Here is a 20,923-nt window from a genome sequence, read left to right as displayed (position 1 = left end):
ACCTGCGACACCAAGCGATCTGTTCGCTCCCTCATCCCGATCCGCCGTCGTCGGCTCGGCGACCCTAAGGGGTCTAACCTGTGACCGCGCAATCCCAGCTGCAGGCTCGATGGATCGGGATCGGCGTGGTCCTCGCTTGCCTCGCACTGCTCCTGTTGCTGCTTGATTTGGGGCTCTACGCGCATCCCACAAGCGACGATTTCGACTACGCCTATGTCGCGCGCGAGCACGGCATCCTCGGCGGGGTGATCCATTTCTATCAGAACTGGAGCGGCCGCTATGCGAGCGCCGCCATCACGCTCGCATTCGGCCGATGGCTGGATCTCACGCAGTCCTATTGGATGGTCACCGCGGCGAGCCTCTTGACCCTCTATGCGGCCTTTCTCTATTCATTCCGCGCGCTCTGCCGGCTGCTCGGAATGGGTCGTCCGATCGTACTCGGTCATCTCGCGTTCCTGTTCTATCTGTTGTTCATCCCGAGGCTCGATACCGCCTTCTACTGGCTGGCCGGGGCTGCGACCTATCAGCCGGGCAACGCCTTGTTTCTGGTCTTCGTCGGTGTCTGGGCCGATTATTTCGGTGGCCCCGCGACAACGACGCGTGATCTGCTTTTCGGTCTCATTTTGGCCGCGCTCGCGGCGCTGATCGCCGGGATGAACGAGACCATCATGCTGGTGACGGTGGGGTTGTCGGCGTTGATGGCGCTGGTCGTACTTCGCCTGCGCGGGCCGCGGATCGGCGTCTGGCTGCCGCCTTTCATCGTCATACTGGTATTAGGCGCGATCGCCGCATTCGCCCCCGGGCATGATGTGCGCTTGGGGATCATCGGCGAGGTCGGGAACGAATCGCTGTCGCGCAGCCTGCTGATCTCGGTCTTCCATGCGCTCGTGACCACGCTGAAGCTGATCTTGTTCGGCGTGATTTTTCTTCAGATCGGGTTCGTTCGTACGCTCCTTGCGGAGGGGCTCGCACGCTTCCACGCCATCATCGGGCGGCTGTCCACGGCGGAGCGCATCCTGCTCGCACTGGCGTTCATCGGGCTGCTCGTCATGCTCTTCTTCCCGGCCGCTTGGGCGAAAGGGGCGGAAGCACCAGGGCGCGTGCAGAGCGTCAGCGTGCTGCTCGGCACACTGGTCCTGATCCCGACGATGGCGGCGCTGCAATACGCATTCGGCGAACGCCTGTCCCCGAGCCGAGCCCCCGTGCGCCGCTGGGTCTCGGCGGCCAGTCTGATCGCACTGCTCGCGGTCTCGAATGTGCCGAAAATCGCGCGTGATATCCCGCGCCTGCAGACCTTTCATGCCGAGAAGCTCGCCCGCTACGCGCTGATCCGCGAGGCGCAATCGCGCGGAGCGACGGCGCTGGGTCTGCCGCCTCTGCGCACGCGCATGAAGGTGCTCTATTCGAAGGATCTGAAACCCTACGAGCGCCGCGAGGAGAATCGACTCTTCGGGGCCTATTTCGGATGGCATCATCCGATGTGGGCCGAGGGCCCGCCTTAGGTGATTTCCAAGAAAGGATCGACCACCCTGTAGGGGCGACTGAAGTCGCCCCTTGTACATGACACCGGGACCGGGCTTACCCGGCACGCACACAGGACTAATCCGATGTTCCGTTGGACCGACCGCGTTCCGCTTTACCTCTTCGTTGTCGCCGCCCTGACCCTGGGGCTATCGCCCTTCGCCCCGGAGCCGCACCTTTGGGAAAAGCTCAAGATGCTGGCGGACGGGACATTGGTGAAGCCGATCGACATCTTCGACTTGGTGCTGCATGCAACCCCGTGGGTTCTGCTTATCCTGAAGCTCACGCGTCTGCTGACGCATCGACAAGACCCGACGCCGCGCTGAGGCGAGGCCAGGCGCGAAAGACCTCGACGAAGATCCGCTGCGACTCCTCGCCGATCCCCGGTGCACCGGACTCCCGAGGCCCGGCACAGTTCAGGATATGGACCCGGTTTGCGACCAGCCAGTCGACGATCGCCTGGACATCGATTGGCTCCGCGAGGTCGCGCGCAAGCAGGGGTTTGCCGAGTCGACGCGCCAGCTCCACGGTCAGACGCGTGCCGCCGGTCATAGGACCGCGATGGAGGATCAGGGTCGCGGCGCTGTCGCGGACGTTCCACTCGGTCCGCTCCGCGTAGTCGGCACTCGGGGTCTCGTGCAGCGGATAGCGGTCCGGGATGGGACCGTCCTCGGCGCGGCGTCCGAGCGGGCACCAGCCGCCGATCGGCAAACCGAGCGCAACCGCAGCGTCCAGCGCCGCGCGATCGACACCGCTCTGACCTCCCGAGACCACCCGGATGCCGGTCTCGGGAAGGGGCGGATCATGCCCCTCGACCGACCTGCGCGCAGCCAAGAGGTCCGCGTCCCGTCGGGCGAAGTAGAGATCCTCCTCGGCCTTTTCCTTGAGCTTGAGCTTATCGACGAATCCGCTCATGGTCTGGACTCCGGTCGGTTCGCGATCAGGACGGCGCGCACCGGCGCCGGGTGTCCCTCGATGGTGCGGCTCGAATCGGCCGGATCCAGATGATCGGGCAACGACTGAAAGCGCATCCAGTCGGTCGAGCGCTGCTCTTCCGGGCCGGTGCGGGTGACGTCGACGACACGGATCCCGGCGAATCCGCAGCGGCCGAGCCAGACCGCCAGCGCATCGACGCTCGGGATGAACCAGACATTGCGCATGGCGGCATAGCGTCCCGGCGGGACCAGCAGGCACTCGCCCTCGCGGTCCAGCACCAGGGTTTCCAGGACCAGCTCGCCGCCCGGGCGCAGCAGCCGCCGCAGGTCCATCAGATGATCGATCGGCGAGCGCCTGTGATAGAGCACGCCCATCGAGAAGACCGTATCGAAGCCGGTGAGATCGCCCGGCAGGTCCTCGATGCCGAGCGGCAGCACCGCCAGATCGTCCCGCACCAGATAACGGTTGAGCGCCAACCACTGGAACACGAACAGGAGCGTCGGATCGATTCCCAGCACCAACCAGGCGCCGGCGCCGAGCATCCGCCAGCCGTGATAGCCGTTGCCGCACCCCACGTCGAGCACCAGACGACCGGTGAGCGGCGCGATGGCGCCGGCCACGCGATCCCATTTGAGATCCGAGCGCCACTCGGTGTCGATGTGCACGCCCTGGATGCAGAAGGGGCCTTTGCGCCAGGGATGCATGGCCATCAGCGCATCGCGCAGAGACCGTCCGAGATCGGGGGCGAGCGGCCCGACACCTTCGATCCCGACACAGGGGCCATCCAGTCGAGACCGACCGCTCGGCAGATCCGGCAGCCGCGCCAACGCCTGCTCCCACCTCGGCAGATCCCCATGCGCCTGCGTGCCGATCCGAAACGCGGTGCGCTCGGCCAGCGTCTCGCGCCAGGGACCCAGACCGGTCCGCCCGAGCCGATCGAGGAAGGGCTCGAACGGCGTCAGGTCCATGCGACCCAGGCCACGAAGTTGAGGTTCTGGAACCAGCGCAGATGACCGGCGAAACCGGCATCGTCGAGTCGCCGCTCGTGCGTCTCGACGGTCTCCGGAACGAGCACACGCTCGAGTGCGGCACGCTTGCGGCTGATCGCCAGCTCGCTGTAGCCGTTCGCACGCTTGAAGTCCTCATGGAGGATGCGCATCAGGCGCCCGCCCTGCGCATCCGGGATCTCGACCTTCTCGGCCAGCACCAGCATCCCGCCCGGGACCAGACCGGCACGCAGACGGGCCATCAGAGCGTCGCGCCGCTCGGGCGGGATGAACTGGAGCGTCAGATTCAAGACGACCAATCCGGCACCGCTCACCTCGACCGCTTCGAGATCGGTGCAGAGCGGCACGAGTCGCTCGATCCCCGGGACACCGGCGAGCCGCGCACCCATGCGCTCGATCATCGCCTCCGAGGAATCGACGGCGATCACGGGCACATCCGGAGGGGTTTGCAGCAGCAGCTCGCGGGTGACTGCGCCCAGCGAGCACCCCAAGTCGTAACAGCGTGTCCCCGGCCGCACGACGCGCCGGGCAATGAGTCCGGCGAGACCCACCAGCTCGGCATATCCAGGCACCGAGCGACGCACCATATCCGGGAAGACCCGGGCGACATCGGCATCGAACTCGAACGGCTTGACTGGAGCGCTCGGTCGATCGAAAAGGTCATCGGGCTCGTTCATCGTCAAACTTCGCATCCTCGATCACAGTCATGATGGGCTTGCAGCAATACGGAAGGCAAGGCAGAGTCACGTCATTAAACCGCCATCTTCGCCCGCCGCGCGGTTGCTAGAATACCTGCCCCGCCCACACCACTGCCGACCTGCCGTCAAAGGGAACGCAACATGCTGAACAAGAACGAGATCCAGAAAGCCATCGACGAGGATTCCGAGTTCGTGCAAGACGTCGATCCGACCCCGGACGTCGCCCCGAGCATCCCGGACGAGATCGACCTTGGCGACCCCTCGCTCTATCTGAATCGCGAGCTGACCTGGCTTGCGTTCAACCGCCGCGTCCTCCACGAGGCGGACGACAGCCGCACACCGTTGCTGGAGCGGGTGAAGTTTCTGGCGATCGTCAGCAACAACCTCGATGAATTCTTCATGAAACGCATCGGCGGTCTCAAGCAGCAGATCGCCGCCGGGGTGCACACCCCGAGTGTAGACGGCCGCACCCCCTTGCAGCAGCTCAAGGAATGCCAGGCCGCGGTCCGCGAATTTCAGACCGAGATGCAGCGCATCGACAGCATCCTGATGCAGGAGCTCGCGCAACACGACATCCGCATCGCACTCTACGACGATCTGCCGGCGGAGGCGCGTGAGCGGCTGCGCGATTATTTCCGCGCCAACATCTTCCCGATGCTCACCCCCTTGGCCATGGACCCGGCCCATCCCTTCCCCTTCATCTCCAACCTGACCCTGAACCTGCTCGTCACCCTGCGCTTCCCGGGCGGCAGCGAGGTTTACATGGCACGCGTGAAGGTGCCGGTCAGCAAGGACGTGTCGCGGCGCCTGATCGCCATCGACGGCACCACCACCTTCGTCACACTCGAAGACCTGATGGTGAAGAACCTCGACATGCTCTTCCCGGGGATGGAGATCGACTCCTGCGCACTCTTTCGGATCACCCGCAACGCCATCGTCGAGCCGGACGCCGAGGCTGCGAACGATCTGCTGGAGATGATCGAAACCGAGCTGCGCGAGCGCCACTTCGCGCCCATCGTGCGTCTGGAGGTCCAACCCGGGATGGAACGGACCCATCGCGGCATGCTTGCCGCCGAGCTGGGTCTGAACGAGGACGAAGACGTCTTCGAAGTCGAGGGCATGATGGCCCTGCGCGACCTCTTCGAGATCGCCGGAATCGAGAAGCCCGAGCTGCACGACAAGACCCACCGTGCAGTCGATCACCCGTTGCTCGCCAACGATCGGCGCAACATCTTCCATATCATCCGCGAGAACGGGCCGCTCCTGCTCCAGCATCCCTACCAGGCCTTCAGCACCTCGGTCGAGCGTTTCCTGCGCACCGCCGCTGAAGACCCCAAGGTGCTCGCCATCAAGATGACGCTTTACCGCACCTCGGCCGGCCCGATCCTGGACTCGCTGATGCAGGCCGCGCGCAACGGCAAGCAGGTCGCGGTGCTGGTCGAGCTCAAGGCGCGCTTCGACGAAGCCGCCAACATCGTCTGGGCACGGCGTCTGGAAGCCGAAGGCATCCACGTCAACTACGGCGTCATGGGACTGAAGACCCACAGCAAGCTCATCTTCATCGTGCGGCGCGACTACTCGCAATTGCGCCGCTATTACCACATCGGCACCGGCAACTATCATTCGGGCACGGCCAAGCTCTATACGGATCTGGGTATGCTCGGCTGCGACGAGGACATCGGCCAGGACCTCACCGAGCTTTTTAATTATCTCACCGGCTATTCGCCGCCCCCGAGCTATCGCAAGATCCTCGCCGCGCCCTATACGCTCAAGCGCGGGATCATCGAGAAGATCAATCGCGAGATCGAGCATCACAAGCGCCAAGGCGGCGGACTGATCCAGATGAAGATGAATGCGCTGGAAGACCCCGAGATCACGCGTGCGCTCTACAAGGCCAGCCGCGCCGGCGTGAAGGTCGATCTCATCATCCGCGACACCTGCCGCTATCGACCCGGTCTGCCCGGGATCAGCGAGACTGGCCGCGTCGTCAGCATCGTCGGGCGCTTCCTCGAGCACGGCCGGATCATCTATTTCAAGAACGGCGGCGCGGAAGAGTACTACATCGGCTCGGCCGACATGATGGGCCGTAATCTCGACAGCCGCGTCGAGGTACATGCCCCGGTCGAGAACCCGGAGCTTAGGCAGGAGCTGAGGCTTATTCTGGACGTGCAGTTCGCCGATACCCGCTCGGCCTGGGACATGGATTCGGACGGCATTTATACCCAACGCACACCGGAAGACGAAAACGCCAAGGGTGCCCAGGAGACCCTGATCGGTGTCGCCGAAAAGCGTCTCGCCGCGGCGGCCAAGCACAAGGAGAAGAAGGTGCGCTCCAAGCTCTTGAGCCATTTCCAATGGCGGTTGCGGGACAAGAACCTCAAATAGCCGAGGATTACGGCACAACGGACGTGCCCCGGCCCGGCTACATCGCCGTTTCCAAGGACGCTCGGAACCGCCGCTCGTCCTCTACATAACGGTTCCCCCTGCCCTGCACGCGCCTGATCCGCCGATTGCGCTCGATCTCCGGGGCATCGGGTGGATCGGCGTTGCTCCACGCCGTATAGCGCTGGACGTCCTGACGGCCGAGGCGCACCCCGTGGGTGTCGCGCATGTAGAACACCGTCCGGGCGATGTCCCCGCGCACCTCCTCCGGAGGCTGTACCCGGCGCAGGATGGGGTCGAAACGGATCGCGCAATCGCCCAGCTGTTGTCCCGAGCGCAGCTCGCCCCACACGTGATCCGAGCGCGCGGCCGTGATCGCTCCGACCGCGGGAACAAGGTTGTGCAGATCCTGGTGTGCAGCGGCAAAGGCGGGATCCACCCGTTCGCAGCAGGCCGTCCCCGAGAGGGGAGCCGCCCCGCCGGCCGTGCAGGCGGCGAAGGCTGCGGGCTCACGCCAACAGCGGCGCGACCCTCCGAGTTGGGCTGCCGAGACGACATGCGCGGCCTCGACCTGCTCCGCCCGGCGGCTGCCGACCAGCACGCCCAGACCGCAGCCCGCAAGGTCGATCCGACCCCGGAGGTCGTAGCGACAGCCGCAGAAGAAGGTGACCCGACGATCGGCGTAGACGGTGTCGAGCAAGACTGTACGAGCATCATCGAAGCTGCCGGCAATCCCGGACCGAGGAGCGTCGGACGCAGCCAAAGCGCCGAACGCCCGACGATCGAACGGCCACCACCCTAAGGTAGGTTCGGCGGTTGCACGAACCGGCGCCGCGACACCCCCATCGCCGAACGAGAGCAGGGATCCGACGCCGACAGCCGTCTTGCGCACCACGTCGAACAACAAGACGCGGATGTCGCGCGCGATCTCGACCGCACGACCCGCAGGTTCCGGCCAGCTCTGCGTCAGGCTCATCGGCAGGAAGGAAACGACGCAGATCAAGACCAGCCCAATACCGAGATCCCGCAGCGCGATCATGCTTCGGCGCAGCGCCGGCACCAATCGGGCAAGCCCGGCGAGTCGGGTTGCAGCTCGAGGCGGAGGCGCTTTGCGAGACGGACGGCGAGGCATTACGAGCGGACGATCCCGAGTGGACGGCGGGCAGGCACTTTAGCAGAGTGTGCTTGGAGGGAAAGGCTGCGTTCGGCGACAGGGCAATCCCACTGCGGTCGCTCAGGGGTATTTAGACGTCGACCTCTTGCCTTCCAACTCTGCCAAGCGGGCCTCAAGTGCTGCCATGCGGGATAAAACGACCGTCTCCCGCGGCTGGTCCGAGGCGGTTTCCAGCGCGGCGACCGCTCGCCCGAGAACGGACGACAGCGATTCTCCGGGCCGTGCCAGCGCGTGCAAGCGTGCGAGGATCTCGTCCGAGAAGCATGGTTCAGCGGGGCGCGATGGCTTCTGCGAGACCTGCGAGGAAGCGAGCCGCGGAGCGCGGACAGGGGCGCGGAGTCGCCGCAGCACAGCGAACCAGTCCGCCGACACCGTCTGAAACCACTCAAGCAGAGATGCGAGGTGATCGCTGGAGACAGCAACCGCGCCGCGGATCCGGGTGCGCCGCAGCCACGCGAAGAGACCGATCGCCAGGATCAGCGCGGCTGCACCCCCCGCGACAACGCCGACGCGCAGCCAGCCAGAAGGTGCCTGATGGCCGGGCTGGCCCGGAGCAGCGTCGGAAGAGCCGGGCATGCCGCCGACAGCCGAGGCGTCACCCGAAAATGCGGAGGGTAACTCCGGCTGCGGCAGCTCGGGGAGGAAGGCCACGGGCTCATCCGTCGGCAAGGTCGCCTCCGAGCTCGACGCCCAAGGGTCAGTCGGTGCCGGCTCGGTCGCGGGCGGCAGCGCCGGATTCCGATCGACCTCGGTATCGGGCGCCGGCGGATCAGCGATTGGCGCAACGGGCTCCGAATCCGGTTCGTCCCGAACCGCCTTGCGCTCCGCAGCACCGGATTGTAAGAGCGACTCGAAGTAGCGGATGCGTTCGGCATAGAGGGCGCGCAAACAATCCGCATCACCGCAAGCGGCGCGCTCGTTTCTGAGCCAGGCTTTCTGCATCCGCTCGGGCGAGAGGCCGAGCGCCTGCAACTCGGTGTAGAGGACACCCATTCTCGCGTCCCGGGCTCGGATGTCGGGGTTGGCGCAGATCAAGCGCTCCACGTCGGTTCTGGCCTTGGCGCAGTCCCAGACGGCAACGGGATCTCCCGGTGCGGCCTTGGCCGGCGCGCGAGCCGGCGTCTCGGTTTGTGCGAGCCGACCTTCGTCGACGCAGCCGTCTTTATACGCGTAAAGATTGGCGCCGTCGTTGCGGGCACACCAGGCATCGCCCGCCGGATATCGACAGGGACTGGATGAGGCGTCGATATCCAGACAAGCCGCATCCACCAGGGCACCCGATAGGGCGCAGACAAGCGCGGTCGCAAGCTGTCCGAAACGTCGATTCCTCATACGCTTATCCATCAGTGCCCGTAACGGAGACGAGCCTCGCCCAACGCAGGAAGCGCATCGCCGACCTTTGGGGCCAAACCGGCCCCGTTCATCGGCAAGGGCGATGCGCCGGGCGTGGATCAGAACTCCTCGAAGGATTCGAAATCACCGCCCTCGTCCGGGAAGGCTTCCTCGGACTCGAGGGGCGCCTCGTCGGGCTCCGCAGGTGTTTCCGACGCCTGGGCCTCGTTGCCGCCGAACAGACCGGTGAGGGCGTTGGCCATCATGATGCCGCCGGCGACGCCCGCGGCGGTCGTCAGGGCCGATGCCATGAAGCCGCCCCCGGCGGACGGTGTCGGCTGCGACCACCCTCGGCTCGGAGCTGCGGGGGCGGACGATTTGCCGAACGCCATGCCCGGAGCTGCGCCCGCAGCCGTCGCCGGCGTGCTGCCCGGAGTCATGGCCGGCGTGCGCTCGGCCGTTGGCCGCGCAGCGCTTGCGCCCGGAGCCGCCCCGCCCCCGAAGAGACCGCCGAGGAATCCGCCGCCCGCCGCGGGGCGCTCGGCAAGCTGCTTCTCCAGCTCTTGGATTCGTTGGTTCTGGGCCTGCACCGTCTGCTCTTGAATCAGGATGACCTGAGACATGTAGTAGGGCGCGGCGGGCTGCCGGCTCACGGCCGCGGTGATCTCCTGCTCCGCAGCCGGATCGCGGGGGCCAGCCTGCTGTTCTGCCTGCTTGAGCTTGGCGAAAAGGTTGCCGATCATGCTGTGCTCGTCGTGATCCACTGGAAACTCTCCTTCCGGTCAAAAGGGTTCGGGTAAAAAAGGGAAAGGCCGCAGCGTAGAGCTCCCATCGGGTGCGAAGGTTCCTCGAGTCCGCTGCTGTGAGCGACGCATTGAGCCGCACGGGGCGACGGCCTGTCAATCCGCCGAGAGGCTGCGGCAACGCCTCGCCGCCTGTCCAGCGGCCGTGGCAAACAGTAAAATAGCCTTATCGAAGTCGTATCCCCGGAGGTGGATCATTGCGGACGCTCGACGACTGGGCCGGCGCAGGATCGACATCCGCGAGATCATCGTTGCCGTACGCTTCCTTGGACAGTCCACGAGGACGCCGACCGCGCCTGGCCGAATGCTGCGATGCGATCGATCGCGTGCTGGACTGGCGGCATGATCGCCTTGCCGGCTAGATCTACTGCCTGTGGGGGCAGTTCGAGGGTCCGACAAAGAAGTTCAATCGAGCGAAGCATGTATGGCGGCGTGCAGGAAGATCATGACGGAACGGCCGGGGCAGCCGCAAGCCGATGGGCATTGATATGGGCGAGCAGTCGGATCTTTCGGTTGGAAGCTCCGGGGATGCCGCGGGATCATCCGATCAGGTGCGCTTCATGCGGCGCGCCATCGAGCTGGGCCGTCGGGGCTCGGCAGCGGGCGACGGCGGGCCTTTCGGTGCCGTGATCGTGCGTGCCGGGCACATCATCGGGGAGGGCTGGAACCGGGTCATCGCCACCCGTGATCCAACCACCCATGGCGAGATGGTCGCGATCCGCGATGCCTGCCGACGGATCGGGAGCATCGGCCTGCAGGGGTGCGATCTGTACACCAGCGGCCAGCCCTGCCCCATGTGCCTCGGTGCGATCTACTGGGCGCGGATCGAGCGCGTGTTCTACGGATTCAGCATCCAGGATGCGGCCGCCATCGGCTTCGATGACCACTTCATCCATGAGCAGTTGGCAAAGCCACCGGGACAGCGAGCAATCCCCGAGATTCCGCTGCTTCGGGCGGAGGCACTCAAGATCCTCGAAGCGTACGCCGCCAGTCCTGGGCGGGTGCACTACTGAAGTCGTCGTTTCACCTCCGCCCTCGCCTTTTCGCTCGGCGTCGTGGCCGACGACGATTTCTACGGGACGGGATAGTCGAAAGCCGACCCGCGGACGGATATATCGGTTAATGGGTCATCGGCGGACAGGCCGTCACGACGGCCGCCGCGACCGAGATCGACACCGACGAGGGTCCGCTCGACATCGGCGTCTGCGCCTCCGTGGACATGGAGGGTGCGTCCGTCGAGGGGGTCAGGAGCGAGCCCGCACAGAAGTGCACGCGCGCCCGATAGAGTCTGATCGTCGCGCTCTGGAAGAACGATGCCGCGGTCAATGCGCTCTTCTCGAACATGAGCGGCAAGGTGGCGGTCGCCCGGGGCGCGGTGACGGAAGGCTCGGCGCTACAGCTCGGCGGCGGAACCGCCTGGCTCGGTTAGGTGCGGGTCGGGATCGGTGACCCCGAGGATCCTTCGCTGCCGAGCCGTGAAAATGCCCAATTCCCGTTTCCGCGCGAGCGCTTCGACATCTCGATGCCTTCCGGAAAAGCCCCTGTCGGTTTGCCTCAACGCGCGAACACAGGACGGAAACAGGCTCGCCATCTTCTGCATCAAACAAAGAGGTCGAGCGCTTGGCGCGAGAGCCGGCGAGCCAAACCGGCAAGCCGATCCCGCGCAGATCGATGAATCCAAAGGGTGTAGCACAACGAAAAACGGCTTAGATGCGAGTACATCTAAGCCGTCGATTGATTTGGCGCGCCCGGAAGGATTCGAACCTCCTACCACCTGGTTCGTAGTTAGGTATTGCGGAATCCAGGTTCATCCAATCGCGTCCATTTATGCTAATAAAAACAATGCCAATGCTCTTCTCCATGCCTCGTGTCGTCCAGTTACGTCCACCATGATTCCGTCAGAGCCACCCCGAAAGTGGGGGTAAAAGTGGGGGTAAAAATTTTCGCCCACCCCAACCCCCACTCGAAGTGCCAAGACGCATGCTGTTCCCCACAACTTTCGGCAACGGTGATATCGGCGTTCGGGACGAGCAGGAAATCGCAGCAATTCTGCTGCGAGGATCCCTTCCGTTCCTCATCTTCCAAGTGCAAGGGTCATGGTACCTGTTTTTCTCCCCGCCGAGAGTCGATCGAGCAGACCATGCAGTTCTGCGCCAGCTTCGTTTGGAACGCATGTCTCACGTTATGGCGAACTCGATCGGAAATGTGGCTCAGCCTGGGCCCTGCTTCGCCGAAACCGACCCATGGTCTGAGGTTCCGTGATGGGATCGGCCAACATGCGCGGTGTCAGCGCCCGGCTCACGCTTCGCGGTTGAACAGGTCGAGGACGATGGCCGCCAGCCCTGATCCTTCCACAGGGACGTAATTTCGGCGCTCCAGTCCTGAGTCGGGCCGCTCGGGTGAAATCGCGCGAGAGGCGGTTGTCGAACACAGGCAAACGGTACCTGGAGTCGGTCGGAACCTGGCAGCGGCGCGTGGCGCTCGCCTGCCTTACGCACCAGGCATTCCATCTGCGTAATCCACGTCCATTGGGCAACCGGTATCCACGGGCATTCGGCCACCCCCGGCAGGTGGCGACGCAGGACCACGATCCACTAGGCTCGACCCGTTCCCTGTTGGGGGATGAGTCGAGATGTAGCGTTCGTCCTCACGTAAGTGCTCTCCACGACAACCCGTTCCAGTTCTGCTGCATCACACGTCCGTCCGCCCTCCCGTACCCGGTATCGCATCGCCTTTCTGCTCTCGCCCCATCGGTTATGATGGCATCTGATTTCAACAGGCTCAACCCGTACGTTCGGACCATGATCAATCATGCCTCGTTGAAACGTGGGTAGTAGTGTGAACAGAAAAAGGTGCGCCGATGGGAAAGCTGACAGTCAAGCAACTGGAATTTCTCTCCACCGATGACGTCGGGCGAAAGCTGTTCGATGGCGAGGGATTGTACGGACGGGTCCGAGCGCAGAAGGCAGGGATCGTCGTGACCTTCGAGTATCGGTTTAAGCAGCAAGGGAAGACTCGGACGGCGGCTTGCGGTAAGTGGCCGAATGAGTCGTTGAAGGACATCCGCAAGTTGCGGGATACAAAGCAAGCGCTCGTGGATACCGGCACCGATCCGGTCGAGCAAGGACGGGCCGAGAAGTTGCGTAGGCAGGTCGCCGACGCACAAGCGGTGGAGCAGCATCAGGCGGAGCTGTCACGGATCACGGCTGAAGCCGTCGCGCGCCGATCTTTCAAGGAAGCGATGAGTCAGTGGGAACGGGCTGAGCTGTCGCGGCGCAAAGATGGAGGCAAGGAGTCCATGCGGGCAATCGAGAAGGATATTCTGCCAGCCTTGGGCGACGTGGCCTTGGTCGATGTCAAGCGATCGATGTTGGTGGAGGTCCTCGACGGGGTGGTCGAGCGCGGCGCGCGAGTGATGGCTAATCATCTGTTCGGCGATCTGCGGCAATTTTTTAACTTCGCGCTCGCCCGTGAATGGGTCGATGTGCACCCGCTGGCAGGACTGAACAAAGAAAAGATCGGCGGCCGTCAGAAGGAGCGAGATCGCTATTTGTCCGAGGAGGAGATCATCGAGCTGAAACGTCGTCTCCCGGCGGCGAACCTGCTGCACACAACGGAACTGTCCATCTGGATCATGCTCTCCACCTGCTGCCGGGTGGGCGAGCTATCGCAAGCTCGATGGGCGGATCTGGACCTGGAGAAAGGCGTGTGGTCTATCCCGGCCGGCAACAGCAAGAACGCCAAGGACCACACCATCTATCTTTCCGACTTCGCCAAGGAGCAATTTGACGCCCTGAAGACCTTGACCGGCGACTCGAATTGGTGCCTGCCAGCCAGAGATGATCTGGGACATGTGTGTCTGAAATCCATTACCAAACAGATCAAGGACCGCGTGCGGGATGAGCCGCTATCCAACCGCACTAAGGCTACGGCGTCCTTACTGCTGTCGGGCGGCGCTTGGACGCCTCACGATCTGCGTCGCACCGGCGCAACCATGATGGGCGAACTGGGCGTTATGGGAGAGGTAATCGAGCGCTGTCTGAACCATGTGGAGCAGAACAAGCTCAAGCGGATATACCAACGCCATGAACTTAAGGCTGAGCAGCGGGACGCCTGGCGGAGGCTTGGGAATAGGGTTGCGTTGCTGCTGGCGACTGAGGGACATGAAAACGCAGTTAGCGCATAGTTTTCATGAACGCGGACGGAGATGAGCCAGAGATTGTGATCAAGGGCTCTATCCCTGCAAAGCCCGGACGGAACAGGTCAGTTTAAACCTCGCCTGACGAAATCGTGCAGCTCCCTCGAAATCCTAAAGCCATGTGAAGATATCGCAGGCACACCACCGGGACTTCAATGTCCGGAACCAACACTTCGGATATTTGTAAACTTCGGTTAGAAAGAGACAAGGGCTGCCGCGCACCGAGCTGGTCTCGCAGCTCGACCATGCCGGCTATCTCAGCGCCGACTCAGCGCCGAGCTTGCCAAGGCCGAGACGGCGCTGCGGCTCGGACTGGACCTCGATCGACGGCTGATCGCACCGGGCGATGGCGCACCGACAAACGATCGCCGCGGTCCGCGGCGGCGCGATCTTCGATAACGCAAAGAACCACGACGCATCGTCGCTCCCGAGAACCGGCGCCTGCCGAGCTCACCTTTTCGGTCCGCCGACGAGAGCGTCACCGACGGCGCGCGTGATCGAATGCAGACAGCTCGCTCGGGTGGCGCTAGCCGGGGTGCCCATCCGATCCGCTCGAAAGCAACGATGCCGAGCTTAAACGAGCGCGTTCGCCCTGTGAAGTCGATGTCGAGAACGTCCTTCTCGCGCACACCGACGATGCGTCCCTCGCCGAACACCCGATGTCGGATCCGATCCTTGACCGCCCATCGCGGCGAGCCCTCCCTAGCCCTCCCCGTTCGACGCCGTTGGTTGCGTTTTCAGCGCGGCATAGCATTCGGATATGCCGACCGCTCCGGATAGCGATTCAGCAGGCCGTTCGCTTCGGCCGGCACATCGGGAAGCTTAGCCTCCGGATCGCTTCCGGACGGCCATCCGGACACGGAGCCCAGAGCGAGACGGTGGTCAAGAAGTTCACTACGAAGACAAACCGGCTGACCGGCGTGCGCGAGATTCCAGGGCCTCGCGACTGGCGGCCCATCCATGCCGCATCGAAGCGCTCGTCCGACGGGATGCCGTGGACCAGCTGCTCCTTGGCGCGGGTGAAGGCCACGTAAGCCAGGTGGCGTTCCTCTTCCGCGGGTGTCGGATCCCCGCACCGGAGGCGTCATGCTGATCGAGCGCACGAAAGGCGGACCCGGACAAGCGACTGACAACCGCCTTCTGCTGTCCGCCTCGCAGAAGGATCCAGGGTGCCAAAGGAATCTGGAACACCAGTCCCCGGGCGAGGGCAGGGAGCCGGGTTCCCGAGGTAACCCTGTACACAGCGCTGGGGAACCCAGTGCCCTTTTCGGGAGGAGGGAACAGCATGCCCTAGGGAACACTGTGCCCATGGGTAGGGAACACGGTTCCGTCGGTAGGGAACCCAGTTCCGTCGGTAGGGAACAGAGTTCTCTTTGATAGGGAACGCAGTTCCCCCTAACCGGAATATTAACCGTCATAGAACCGTCAGTAAGTCGACGTCGTCGCGCGCGACCCCCGCTTTTTTCACGACACCCTGAAAGTGTCCACGATCCGGCGCGCCCGATTCCGCCCGACCGGGGACCCTGCGTGCGGGTCCTGACCCGAGCCGCCAAGCGGAGCATCGCAGGCCAGGGTCCAGGCACAGGCCAAGGCCCGGGTCGACGAGATCGTCTCCTCCTGGTCCGACACCGGGTCGCACCGCACGCGTCGGGACGCCACCGTCATCCAGCGCCTGCCGACGCTTCGGCACGCGGACAAGACCCCGACTCGGCCGCTCGGAACCCGCCACTCGCACAACGCACACGCCACCCTCCCCGGATCCACCGCGGAACATCTCGCACGGTCTCGCCGGAACCGTCCGGACCCGGTCATTCTTCGACCGGCCGGCATTCCGCCCTGCCCTGTCCGGCGCTTAACCCCTTCGAGCACAGGTTATCCACACGACCGGCCACAGGGATTGTGAACAAAAGCCGTCGGCGCCGTGACGACCTCCCCGCTGCGCCGTCCGCGCAGCAGCCGACACACCTGCGAGTAAAGCCGCGTTTTCGGATGCTTAGCGCCGTCGCCGTCACGCCCGTCGGCCGGCACTCTGTCCGCACCTTCACGGACAGGGCAGCGGCATGCGACAGAACCTCGATTCACCTCTCGACGAGACGCCCGGGCGTATTGCCCGGCACCTCGCTGCCTCGCTGGCAGCCCTCGGGTTGGCGGCGGCGTCGTTGGCGAACCCCGGCGTGGCCGAGCCGTTGCCGAGCGCGTCGATCGCGCGCATGGCGCAGCTGCCGTCCGGCGGTCTGCAGGCGGTGGAGACCACCGACGGGGAGCTGCTGTTTTTCTCGGAGAACGGACGCTACGTGCTGCGCGGCAGTGCCGTGGATCTCTGGCACGGAGCCAAGCTCACCGCGTTCGATCAGACGCAACACCTCGCCGGGCGGATCGATCTGGCGCGACTGAAGCTCGACGTGGCCGATCTGGGGGCGATCGACGTCGGCGAAGGCCCCGAGGTGGTGATCTTCGTCGATCCCTTCTGCCCCCATTGCACCGCGATGTATGCCGATCTGGCGCCGCTGCGCGCGACCTATCGCTTCCGGCTGGTCCCGATTCCGGTGCTGGGCGAAGCCTCGCAGCGCGCCGTGCTCGCGCTGGCGTGTCTGTCCGGGAGTGATCCCGAGCAGGCGCGCGACGCGCTGCTCGGCGGACTGACGGCGGATCTCCCGGAGCCCGCGGCAGGATGCGGCGAGGCGGTCGCGCAACGCACCCTGATCGCAGCCCAGATTCTCGGGATTCGCGGCACGCCCTTCCTGATCGCGCCGGACGGGCGCCTGCGTCAAGGTCGACCCGACGACCTCGCGGCCTGGCTCGCCGCCGTCGAGGAGCACGCCGAATGATCCACGCCACACCCCTGCTGCTGTGCGCGGCCCTGCTCGGGGGTTGCGCTTCGGGCAACCCCGAATATGCCTGTCCCGGCTATCCGGGCAAACCGCTCTGTCTGCCGCCGAGTGCCGTCTACAGCCTCAGCGACGGTGTCGGATCGCCGCCCGCGTCCATCGCGCGCCCGCTCCCGATGGAGACCGACAGCGGGTTTGCTGCCGGGTCCGGTTGGGCTTGGACGACACGCCTGCGGGATTAGGAGACCGCCATGACCTCACGCCTCACGTTGCCGATCGTGCTCTCGGCGCTCGCCGCCCTGAACGGCTGCGCCACCCGAGCCCCCGTCCCGGAACCGGTGGCGGCCCAAGACCAACGCCCTGCCGAGTATCGACCCACACGCGCCGCCGCCTCGTCCATGCAGGCCTGGATCGCCCCCTGGGAGGATGCGACCGGCGATCTGTATCCGCCCTCCACGGTGTACATCGAGGTGCTGCGCGAACACTGGCAGTACGACGGTGCACCGCACGGGCGTTTGACCGTGCTGCGGCCGCTGCAGGTACAGCTGCGATCGCCCGCGCCCGGAGACGCAGCACACCCGGCCATGCCCCCGGATGCACCTCCGACGGATCCGGCACACGCACCGATGCACCTGCCGCGGGCGGAGAAGCGCGGCGCCTGAACACCGTGGTCCGGTGCAGACCGGACGATCGGCCCACTCGAACCCGCGCGCGCGGCGTGCGGTCCTCAACCTTCAGGAGAAGCTTTTCATGTTGTCCCCGCCCCCGTTGTCCGGTCGCGACCGCCGGACCCTGTTGTTCGCGGGCCTCGCCGCGACCCTGCTCGCCCTGGCGCTCTCCGCGACCGCCACGGCCGGCACCACCGGGACCGAGTTCTCGGCCCTCTACACCCTGCTCACCGGCTGGATGACCGGTTTTCTGGGCCGCGTGGTGGCCGTGATCTTCATCATCATCGGCGTCATCGCCGGTGCCGCACGCCAGTCGATCATGGGCTTCGTCCTGGGCATCGCCGCCGGCGTGGGCATGTTCCTGGCCCCGGCGATCGTCGACGGCGTCGTCACCGCCACCCTGCCCGTCCTCTGATCGGAGCCTTCCGATCGCCCGGACCCCGACCATCGGGTCCATTGCCGGGTCCCGACCACGGGACCCCCTTTCACGCGAGGTCTTTATGGTCGGATTCGACAGGCACGCCGTCGCCGGCGTGGCCCTCGTCATGGCGGTCTCGGTCACGCACGCCGAGGTCGCTCCGCGGCTTCCCGAATCCCTGATGGGCGCGTTGCCCGGCGTCGGCGATCTCGTCGTCTATCCGCGCTCGGGCGACGTCCACGTCTGCCGGCGCATCCCCGCGCGCGACCAGGCGGCCTGCACGAGCGCACGACAGGTCATCGACGGCGCGCTTGCCGATCGCGACGCCTGGCTCGCGGGCACCGCCGATCTGCTCTATCCGAGGGATCCGGACATCGCGGTGCTCGATCGCGCGATCGCCCTCGCCGCGGACGGCGCGGACGGTCTCTTCCTGGTCGCCTACCGGATGGCACGGCACCACGCCGACGGCGCTCCGTCCCGGTCCCGGACGCTCGTCGTCACCCGCTGTGCCCCGAAACGGGATTCCGACCTCGGATTCTCCGCGGGATCCGGGCCGACGGCGCTCTGCAGCGAAGCGGAGTATCACGTTGAACCTTCCGCCGAATCGCAGTCAGCAGGCGCACGTGACGGTGCCGGTCGCCTCGCCGTCGCCACGACCGCGCATGGTCTGGCCATCCTGCTCCCCGACGGTGGCACGCTCATCACCGCCGAAGCGGTCGACCCGCTCGCCTGGAGCGCGGCGCACATCCGACGCCACCCCCAGCCTGTGTTCGCGCCGATCTCGATCACCGAGCAGGGTCTCGACGTGCGCGGCGCCGTCTTCCGGCTCCATGCCTCCGCAATCGACGATGCGCTGATCGTCACGCGCGAAGTCGCCGCCGTCGACGGCGCGACCCTGGTGTCGCTCGGCTCCCTGCCTGCCGACCCGAGCAACCGCACTCCGATGGTCCGACTCGCGGAGACCCGCCTGTTCGACCGTGCGCAGGGGGCACGCCCATGAGCCGATCCCGCACCGCCCCTGTCCAGGTGCGCTCGCCCTCGGGCAAGCCCCTGAGCGACTGCGCCCGCCGCCGCGCCCGGGAGATGGTCCGCCGCGGTCGCGCGACCTGGATCTCGACGACACCCCCGATCATCCGCCTGACCGAGAAGCCCTCATGACGACACCTCGCCGGTTCACCGGCTCGCGCGCCAACGCGCTCTTCCCGACCCTGGCCTACGACCCGGACAGCCATCTGTTCCTGCTCGACGACCAGTCGCTCGCCTTCGGCTTTCTGTGCGAGCCCCTGTCCGCCGCCGATCAGTCCAACGCCGACCGTCTGCTCGTGCTCGGCAATCTCGACTGGCCGCCCGAGACCCTGCTGCAGGTCGCGCTCTGGACCTCCCCGGATATCGAGGAGACCGTCGCGCGCATGGAAGGGCTGCGCATCGAGACCGCCACCGCGCTGTTGCGGGAATCCACGCGCCGCACCGCCGCCTATCTGCGCGCCGGCAGCACCGCCCCGCTCTCCCCGGCCGGGGATCTGCGGCTGCGCGAGCTGCAGGTGTTGGTCACGGCCAAGCTGCCGCTGGCCGCCCCGCAGCCGAGCGCGCACGAGCTGCGCGATGCCCGCGAGCTGCAGGCGACCGCCCTGCAGGTGCTGGTCACCGCCGGGATGCGCCCGACGAGCCTCACCGCCGACCGTCACGTGCGGATCATGACGACCCTGCTCAACTGGGGGCCGCAGGCGGGCTGGCGCGACCGCATCACGCCCGAGTGCGATGCCCGGCGCCCGGTCCGCGATCAGTACCTGGACTACGACGTCGGCATCGACGTCGACGCCAAGGGCATCACCCTCGGTGAGCAGCGCATCCAGACCTTCTCCGTCAAGCGCTTTCCCGACCGGGCCGGCTTCGGGCTGGCCGCGCGCTTCCTCGGGGATCCCTTCTCGGGCTCGCGCGGGGTGCGCCACAATGCGCTGATCACCCTGACCATGCATTTTCCGGACCCCGAGGCGACGCGGGTGAATCTCACCTCGCGCGCGCAATGGGCGGCCCATCAGGTGAGCGGCAATCTTTCGCACTACATGCCGCGGCTGGCCCACAACAAGCGCGATTTCGATGCCTTGTTCGCCCGGCTGGATCACGGCGACCGCCCGCTGCAGGCCTATCTGGGGATCGTGCTCTTCACCGCCCCGGAGGAGGCCGCCGGCGCGGCCTCGAATCTGCGCACCTATTGGCGCGAGCTCGGCTTTCAGGTCTTGACCGACCGCTTCTTCGTGCTGCCGCTCTTTCTCAACTGCCTGCCGTTCGGGGCCGATCGCGGGGCGATCCGCACCAGCTTTCGCTATCGCACCCTCTCCGCCGCCCATGCCGTCGCGCTCATGCCGGTCTTCGGCGACTGGAAGGGCACCGGCACCCCGGTGCTGAACCTGATCGGGCGCACCGGTCAGCTCGTGGATCTGAGCCTCTTCGACTCGGCGACCAACTACAACGCCGTCATCGCCGCCTCCTCGGGCTCGGGCAAGTCGTTCCTCGCCAACGAGCTGCTCTCGACCAACCTGAGTGTCGGCGGGCGCTGCTGGGTGATCGACGTCGGGCGCAGCTACGCCAACCTCTGCGAATCCCTCGGCGGGCAGTTCGTCGCCTTCACCGCCGACTCGGACATCGTGCTGAATCCCTTCGAGCTGCTGCAGACGTGGGAAGAAGACGCCGACGTGATCGCCGCCATGGTCACGGCGATGGCCGCCCCGACCGAACCGCTCGGCGATTACCGTACCGCCGGTCTCAAGCGCGCCCTGCGCGAGCTGTGGGACACCCACGGCACGGCGATGAACGTGGATCTGATCGCCGCGGCCATGCTCGCCTGCGCCGACGAGCGCCTACGGGACGTCGGCGTGCAGCTCTACCCCTTCACCTCGCGCGGGGAATACGGACGCTGGTTCCACGGGCGCAACACCATGGACTTCAGTGCGGACCTGG

At 65.7% G+C, this 20,923-nt stretch carries 19 protein-coding genes; 12 read left to right on the top strand and 7 right to left on the bottom strand.

All coding sequences use genetic code 11. The annotated features are described in order from the left end of the window. Positions 1–80: 80 nt before the first annotated feature. Complete coding sequence (locus tag BLV04_RS18105) at positions 81–1,502, top strand: DUF6056 family protein (protein WP_093035516.1); 1,422 nt, start codon at positions 81–83, stop codon at positions 1,500–1,502. A gap of 105 nt (positions 1,503–1,607) precedes the next feature. Next, on the top strand, positions 1,608–1,847 hold the full coding sequence (locus tag BLV04_RS18100) for an RND transporter (RefSeq protein WP_093035513.1): 240 nt from the start codon (positions 1,608–1,610) through the stop codon (positions 1,845–1,847). Here the strand turns inward: BLV04_RS18100 and BLV04_RS18095 are convergent. Genes BLV04_RS18095 through cmoA form a run of 3 tightly spaced genes read right to left on the bottom strand, consistent with a single transcriptional unit; the run spans position 1,804 to position 4,141 of the window. Beyond that, positions 1,804–2,436, bottom strand: a complete 633-nt coding sequence (locus tag BLV04_RS18095; RefSeq protein WP_093035510.1) for a putative molybdenum carrier protein — start codon at positions 2,434–2,436, stop codon at positions 1,804–1,806. The two genes, BLV04_RS18100 and BLV04_RS18095, sit on opposite strands and share 44 nt — an antisense overlap. Next, positions 2,433–3,425 carry a tRNA 5-methoxyuridine(34)/uridine 5-oxyacetic acid(34) synthase CmoB gene (gene cmoB / locus BLV04_RS18090; RefSeq protein ID WP_093035507.1) on the bottom strand — a complete coding sequence of 331 codons (993 nt, stop codon included), beginning with the start codon at positions 3,423–3,425 and terminating at the stop codon, positions 2,433–2,435. The genes BLV04_RS18095 and cmoB overlap by 4 nt, the downstream gene beginning before the upstream one ends. Continuing rightward, positions 3,416–4,141 carry a carboxy-S-adenosyl-L-methionine synthase CmoA gene (cmoA, locus tag BLV04_RS18085; protein WP_175534687.1) on the bottom strand — a complete coding sequence of 242 codons (726 nt, stop codon included), beginning with the start codon at positions 4,139–4,141 and terminating at the stop codon, positions 3,416–3,418. Before cmoA ends, cmoB begins: the two co-directional genes overlap by 10 nt. A 162-nt stretch (positions 4,142–4,303) precedes the next feature. Between cmoA and ppk1 the strand changes: the two genes are divergently transcribed. After that, positions 4,304–6,547 (top strand): polyphosphate kinase 1, encoded by a 2,244-nt coding sequence (gene ppk1 / locus BLV04_RS18080; protein ID WP_093035501.1) that lies wholly within the window; start codon positions 4,304–4,306, stop codon positions 6,545–6,547. Positions 6,548–6,584: 37 nt separating this feature from the next. Here ppk1 and BLV04_RS18075 read toward each other — a convergent pair whose 3' ends face one another. From BLV04_RS18075 to BLV04_RS18065, 3 genes are all read right to left on the bottom strand, one after another. Further along, positions 6,585–7,583, bottom strand: coding sequence for an endonuclease (locus BLV04_RS18075; protein WP_245731940.1), 999 nt, complete (start codon positions 7,581–7,583; stop codon positions 6,585–6,587). 195 nt (positions 7,584–7,778) lie between these two features. Then, a complete protein-coding gene (locus BLV04_RS18070; RefSeq protein WP_093035495.1) occupies positions 7,779–9,050 on the bottom strand; it encodes a lysozyme inhibitor LprI family protein in 1,272 nt (423 codons plus the stop codon). A gap of 119 nt (positions 9,051–9,169) precedes the next feature. After that, positions 9,170–9,814, bottom strand: a complete 645-nt coding sequence (locus tag BLV04_RS18065; RefSeq protein ID WP_217633727.1) for a DUF2076 domain-containing protein — start codon at positions 9,812–9,814, stop codon at positions 9,170–9,172. 527 nt (positions 9,815–10,341) lie between these two features. On the opposite strand from BLV04_RS18065, the gene BLV04_RS18060 reads away from it, so the two are divergent. Beyond that, complete coding sequence (locus BLV04_RS18060) at positions 10,342–10,866, top strand: nucleoside deaminase (protein ID WP_281241866.1); 525 nt, start codon at positions 10,342–10,344, stop codon at positions 10,864–10,866. A 106-nt stretch (positions 10,867–10,972) separates the two neighbouring features. Here the strand turns inward: BLV04_RS18060 and BLV04_RS18055 are convergent, their stop codons facing one another. Then, positions 10,973–11,206 carry a hypothetical protein gene (locus BLV04_RS18055; RefSeq protein ID WP_217633726.1) on the bottom strand — a complete coding sequence of 78 codons (234 nt, stop codon included), beginning with the start codon at positions 11,204–11,206 and terminating at the stop codon, positions 10,973–10,975. A 1,507-nt stretch (positions 11,207–12,713) separates the two neighbouring features. Here BLV04_RS18055 and BLV04_RS18045 point away from each other — a divergent pair. The 8 genes from BLV04_RS18045 to BLV04_RS18015 form a co-directional block, all read left to right on the top strand. Beyond that, positions 12,714–14,039: a tyrosine-type recombinase/integrase gene (locus BLV04_RS18045; RefSeq protein ID WP_093035486.1), complete on the top strand. Its 1,326-nt coding sequence runs from the start codon at positions 12,714–12,716 to the stop codon at positions 14,037–14,039. 2,072 nt (positions 14,040–16,111) lie between these two features. Then, positions 16,112–16,879, top strand: a complete 768-nt coding sequence (locus BLV04_RS18040) for a DsbC family protein (protein ID WP_093035483.1) — start codon at positions 16,112–16,114, stop codon at positions 16,877–16,879. After that, on the top strand, positions 16,876–17,121 hold the full coding sequence (locus tag BLV04_RS18035) for a conjugal transfer protein TraV (protein ID WP_093035480.1): 246 nt from the start codon (positions 16,876–16,878) through the stop codon (positions 17,119–17,121). The genes BLV04_RS18040 and BLV04_RS18035 overlap by 4 nt, the downstream gene beginning before the upstream one ends. Before the next feature lie 9 nt (positions 17,122–17,130). After that, positions 17,131–17,541 (top strand): TraV family lipoprotein, encoded by a 411-nt coding sequence (locus tag BLV04_RS18030; protein WP_093035477.1) that lies wholly within the window; start codon positions 17,131–17,133, stop codon positions 17,539–17,541. An 88-nt stretch (positions 17,542–17,629) separates the two neighbouring features. Continuing rightward, the gene (gene traA / locus BLV04_RS18025) at positions 17,630–17,962 is read left to right on the top strand and encodes a TraA family conjugative transfer protein (RefSeq protein ID WP_093035707.1); all 333 of its coding nucleotides are present in this window, start codon (positions 17,630–17,632) and stop codon (positions 17,960–17,962) included. Between the two features lie 85 nt (positions 17,963–18,047). After that, positions 18,048–18,965: a hypothetical protein gene (locus BLV04_RS18020; protein ID WP_093035474.1), complete on the top strand. Its 918-nt coding sequence runs from the start codon at positions 18,048–18,050 to the stop codon at positions 18,963–18,965. Continuing rightward, entirely contained in the window at positions 18,962–19,123 is a 162-nt protein-coding gene (locus BLV04_RS25025; protein WP_175534686.1) for an RRXRR domain-containing protein, read from the top strand. Before BLV04_RS18020 ends, BLV04_RS25025 begins: the two co-directional genes overlap by 4 nt. Beyond that, positions 19,120–20,923, top strand: a 1,804-nt coding sequence (locus tag BLV04_RS18015; protein WP_093035471.1) for a TraC family protein, incomplete at its 3' end; no start/stop codon positions are given. The genes BLV04_RS25025 and BLV04_RS18015, both read left to right, overlap by 4 nt.

Source organism: Thiocapsa roseopersicina, from assembly GCF_900106925.1.
Classification (GTDB): domain Bacteria; phylum Pseudomonadota; class Gammaproteobacteria; order Chromatiales; family Chromatiaceae; genus Thiocapsa; species Thiocapsa roseopersicina.
The sequence above is the reverse complement of the archived record's forward strand: the minus strand, read 5'-3'. Positions and strand labels throughout refer to the sequence as shown.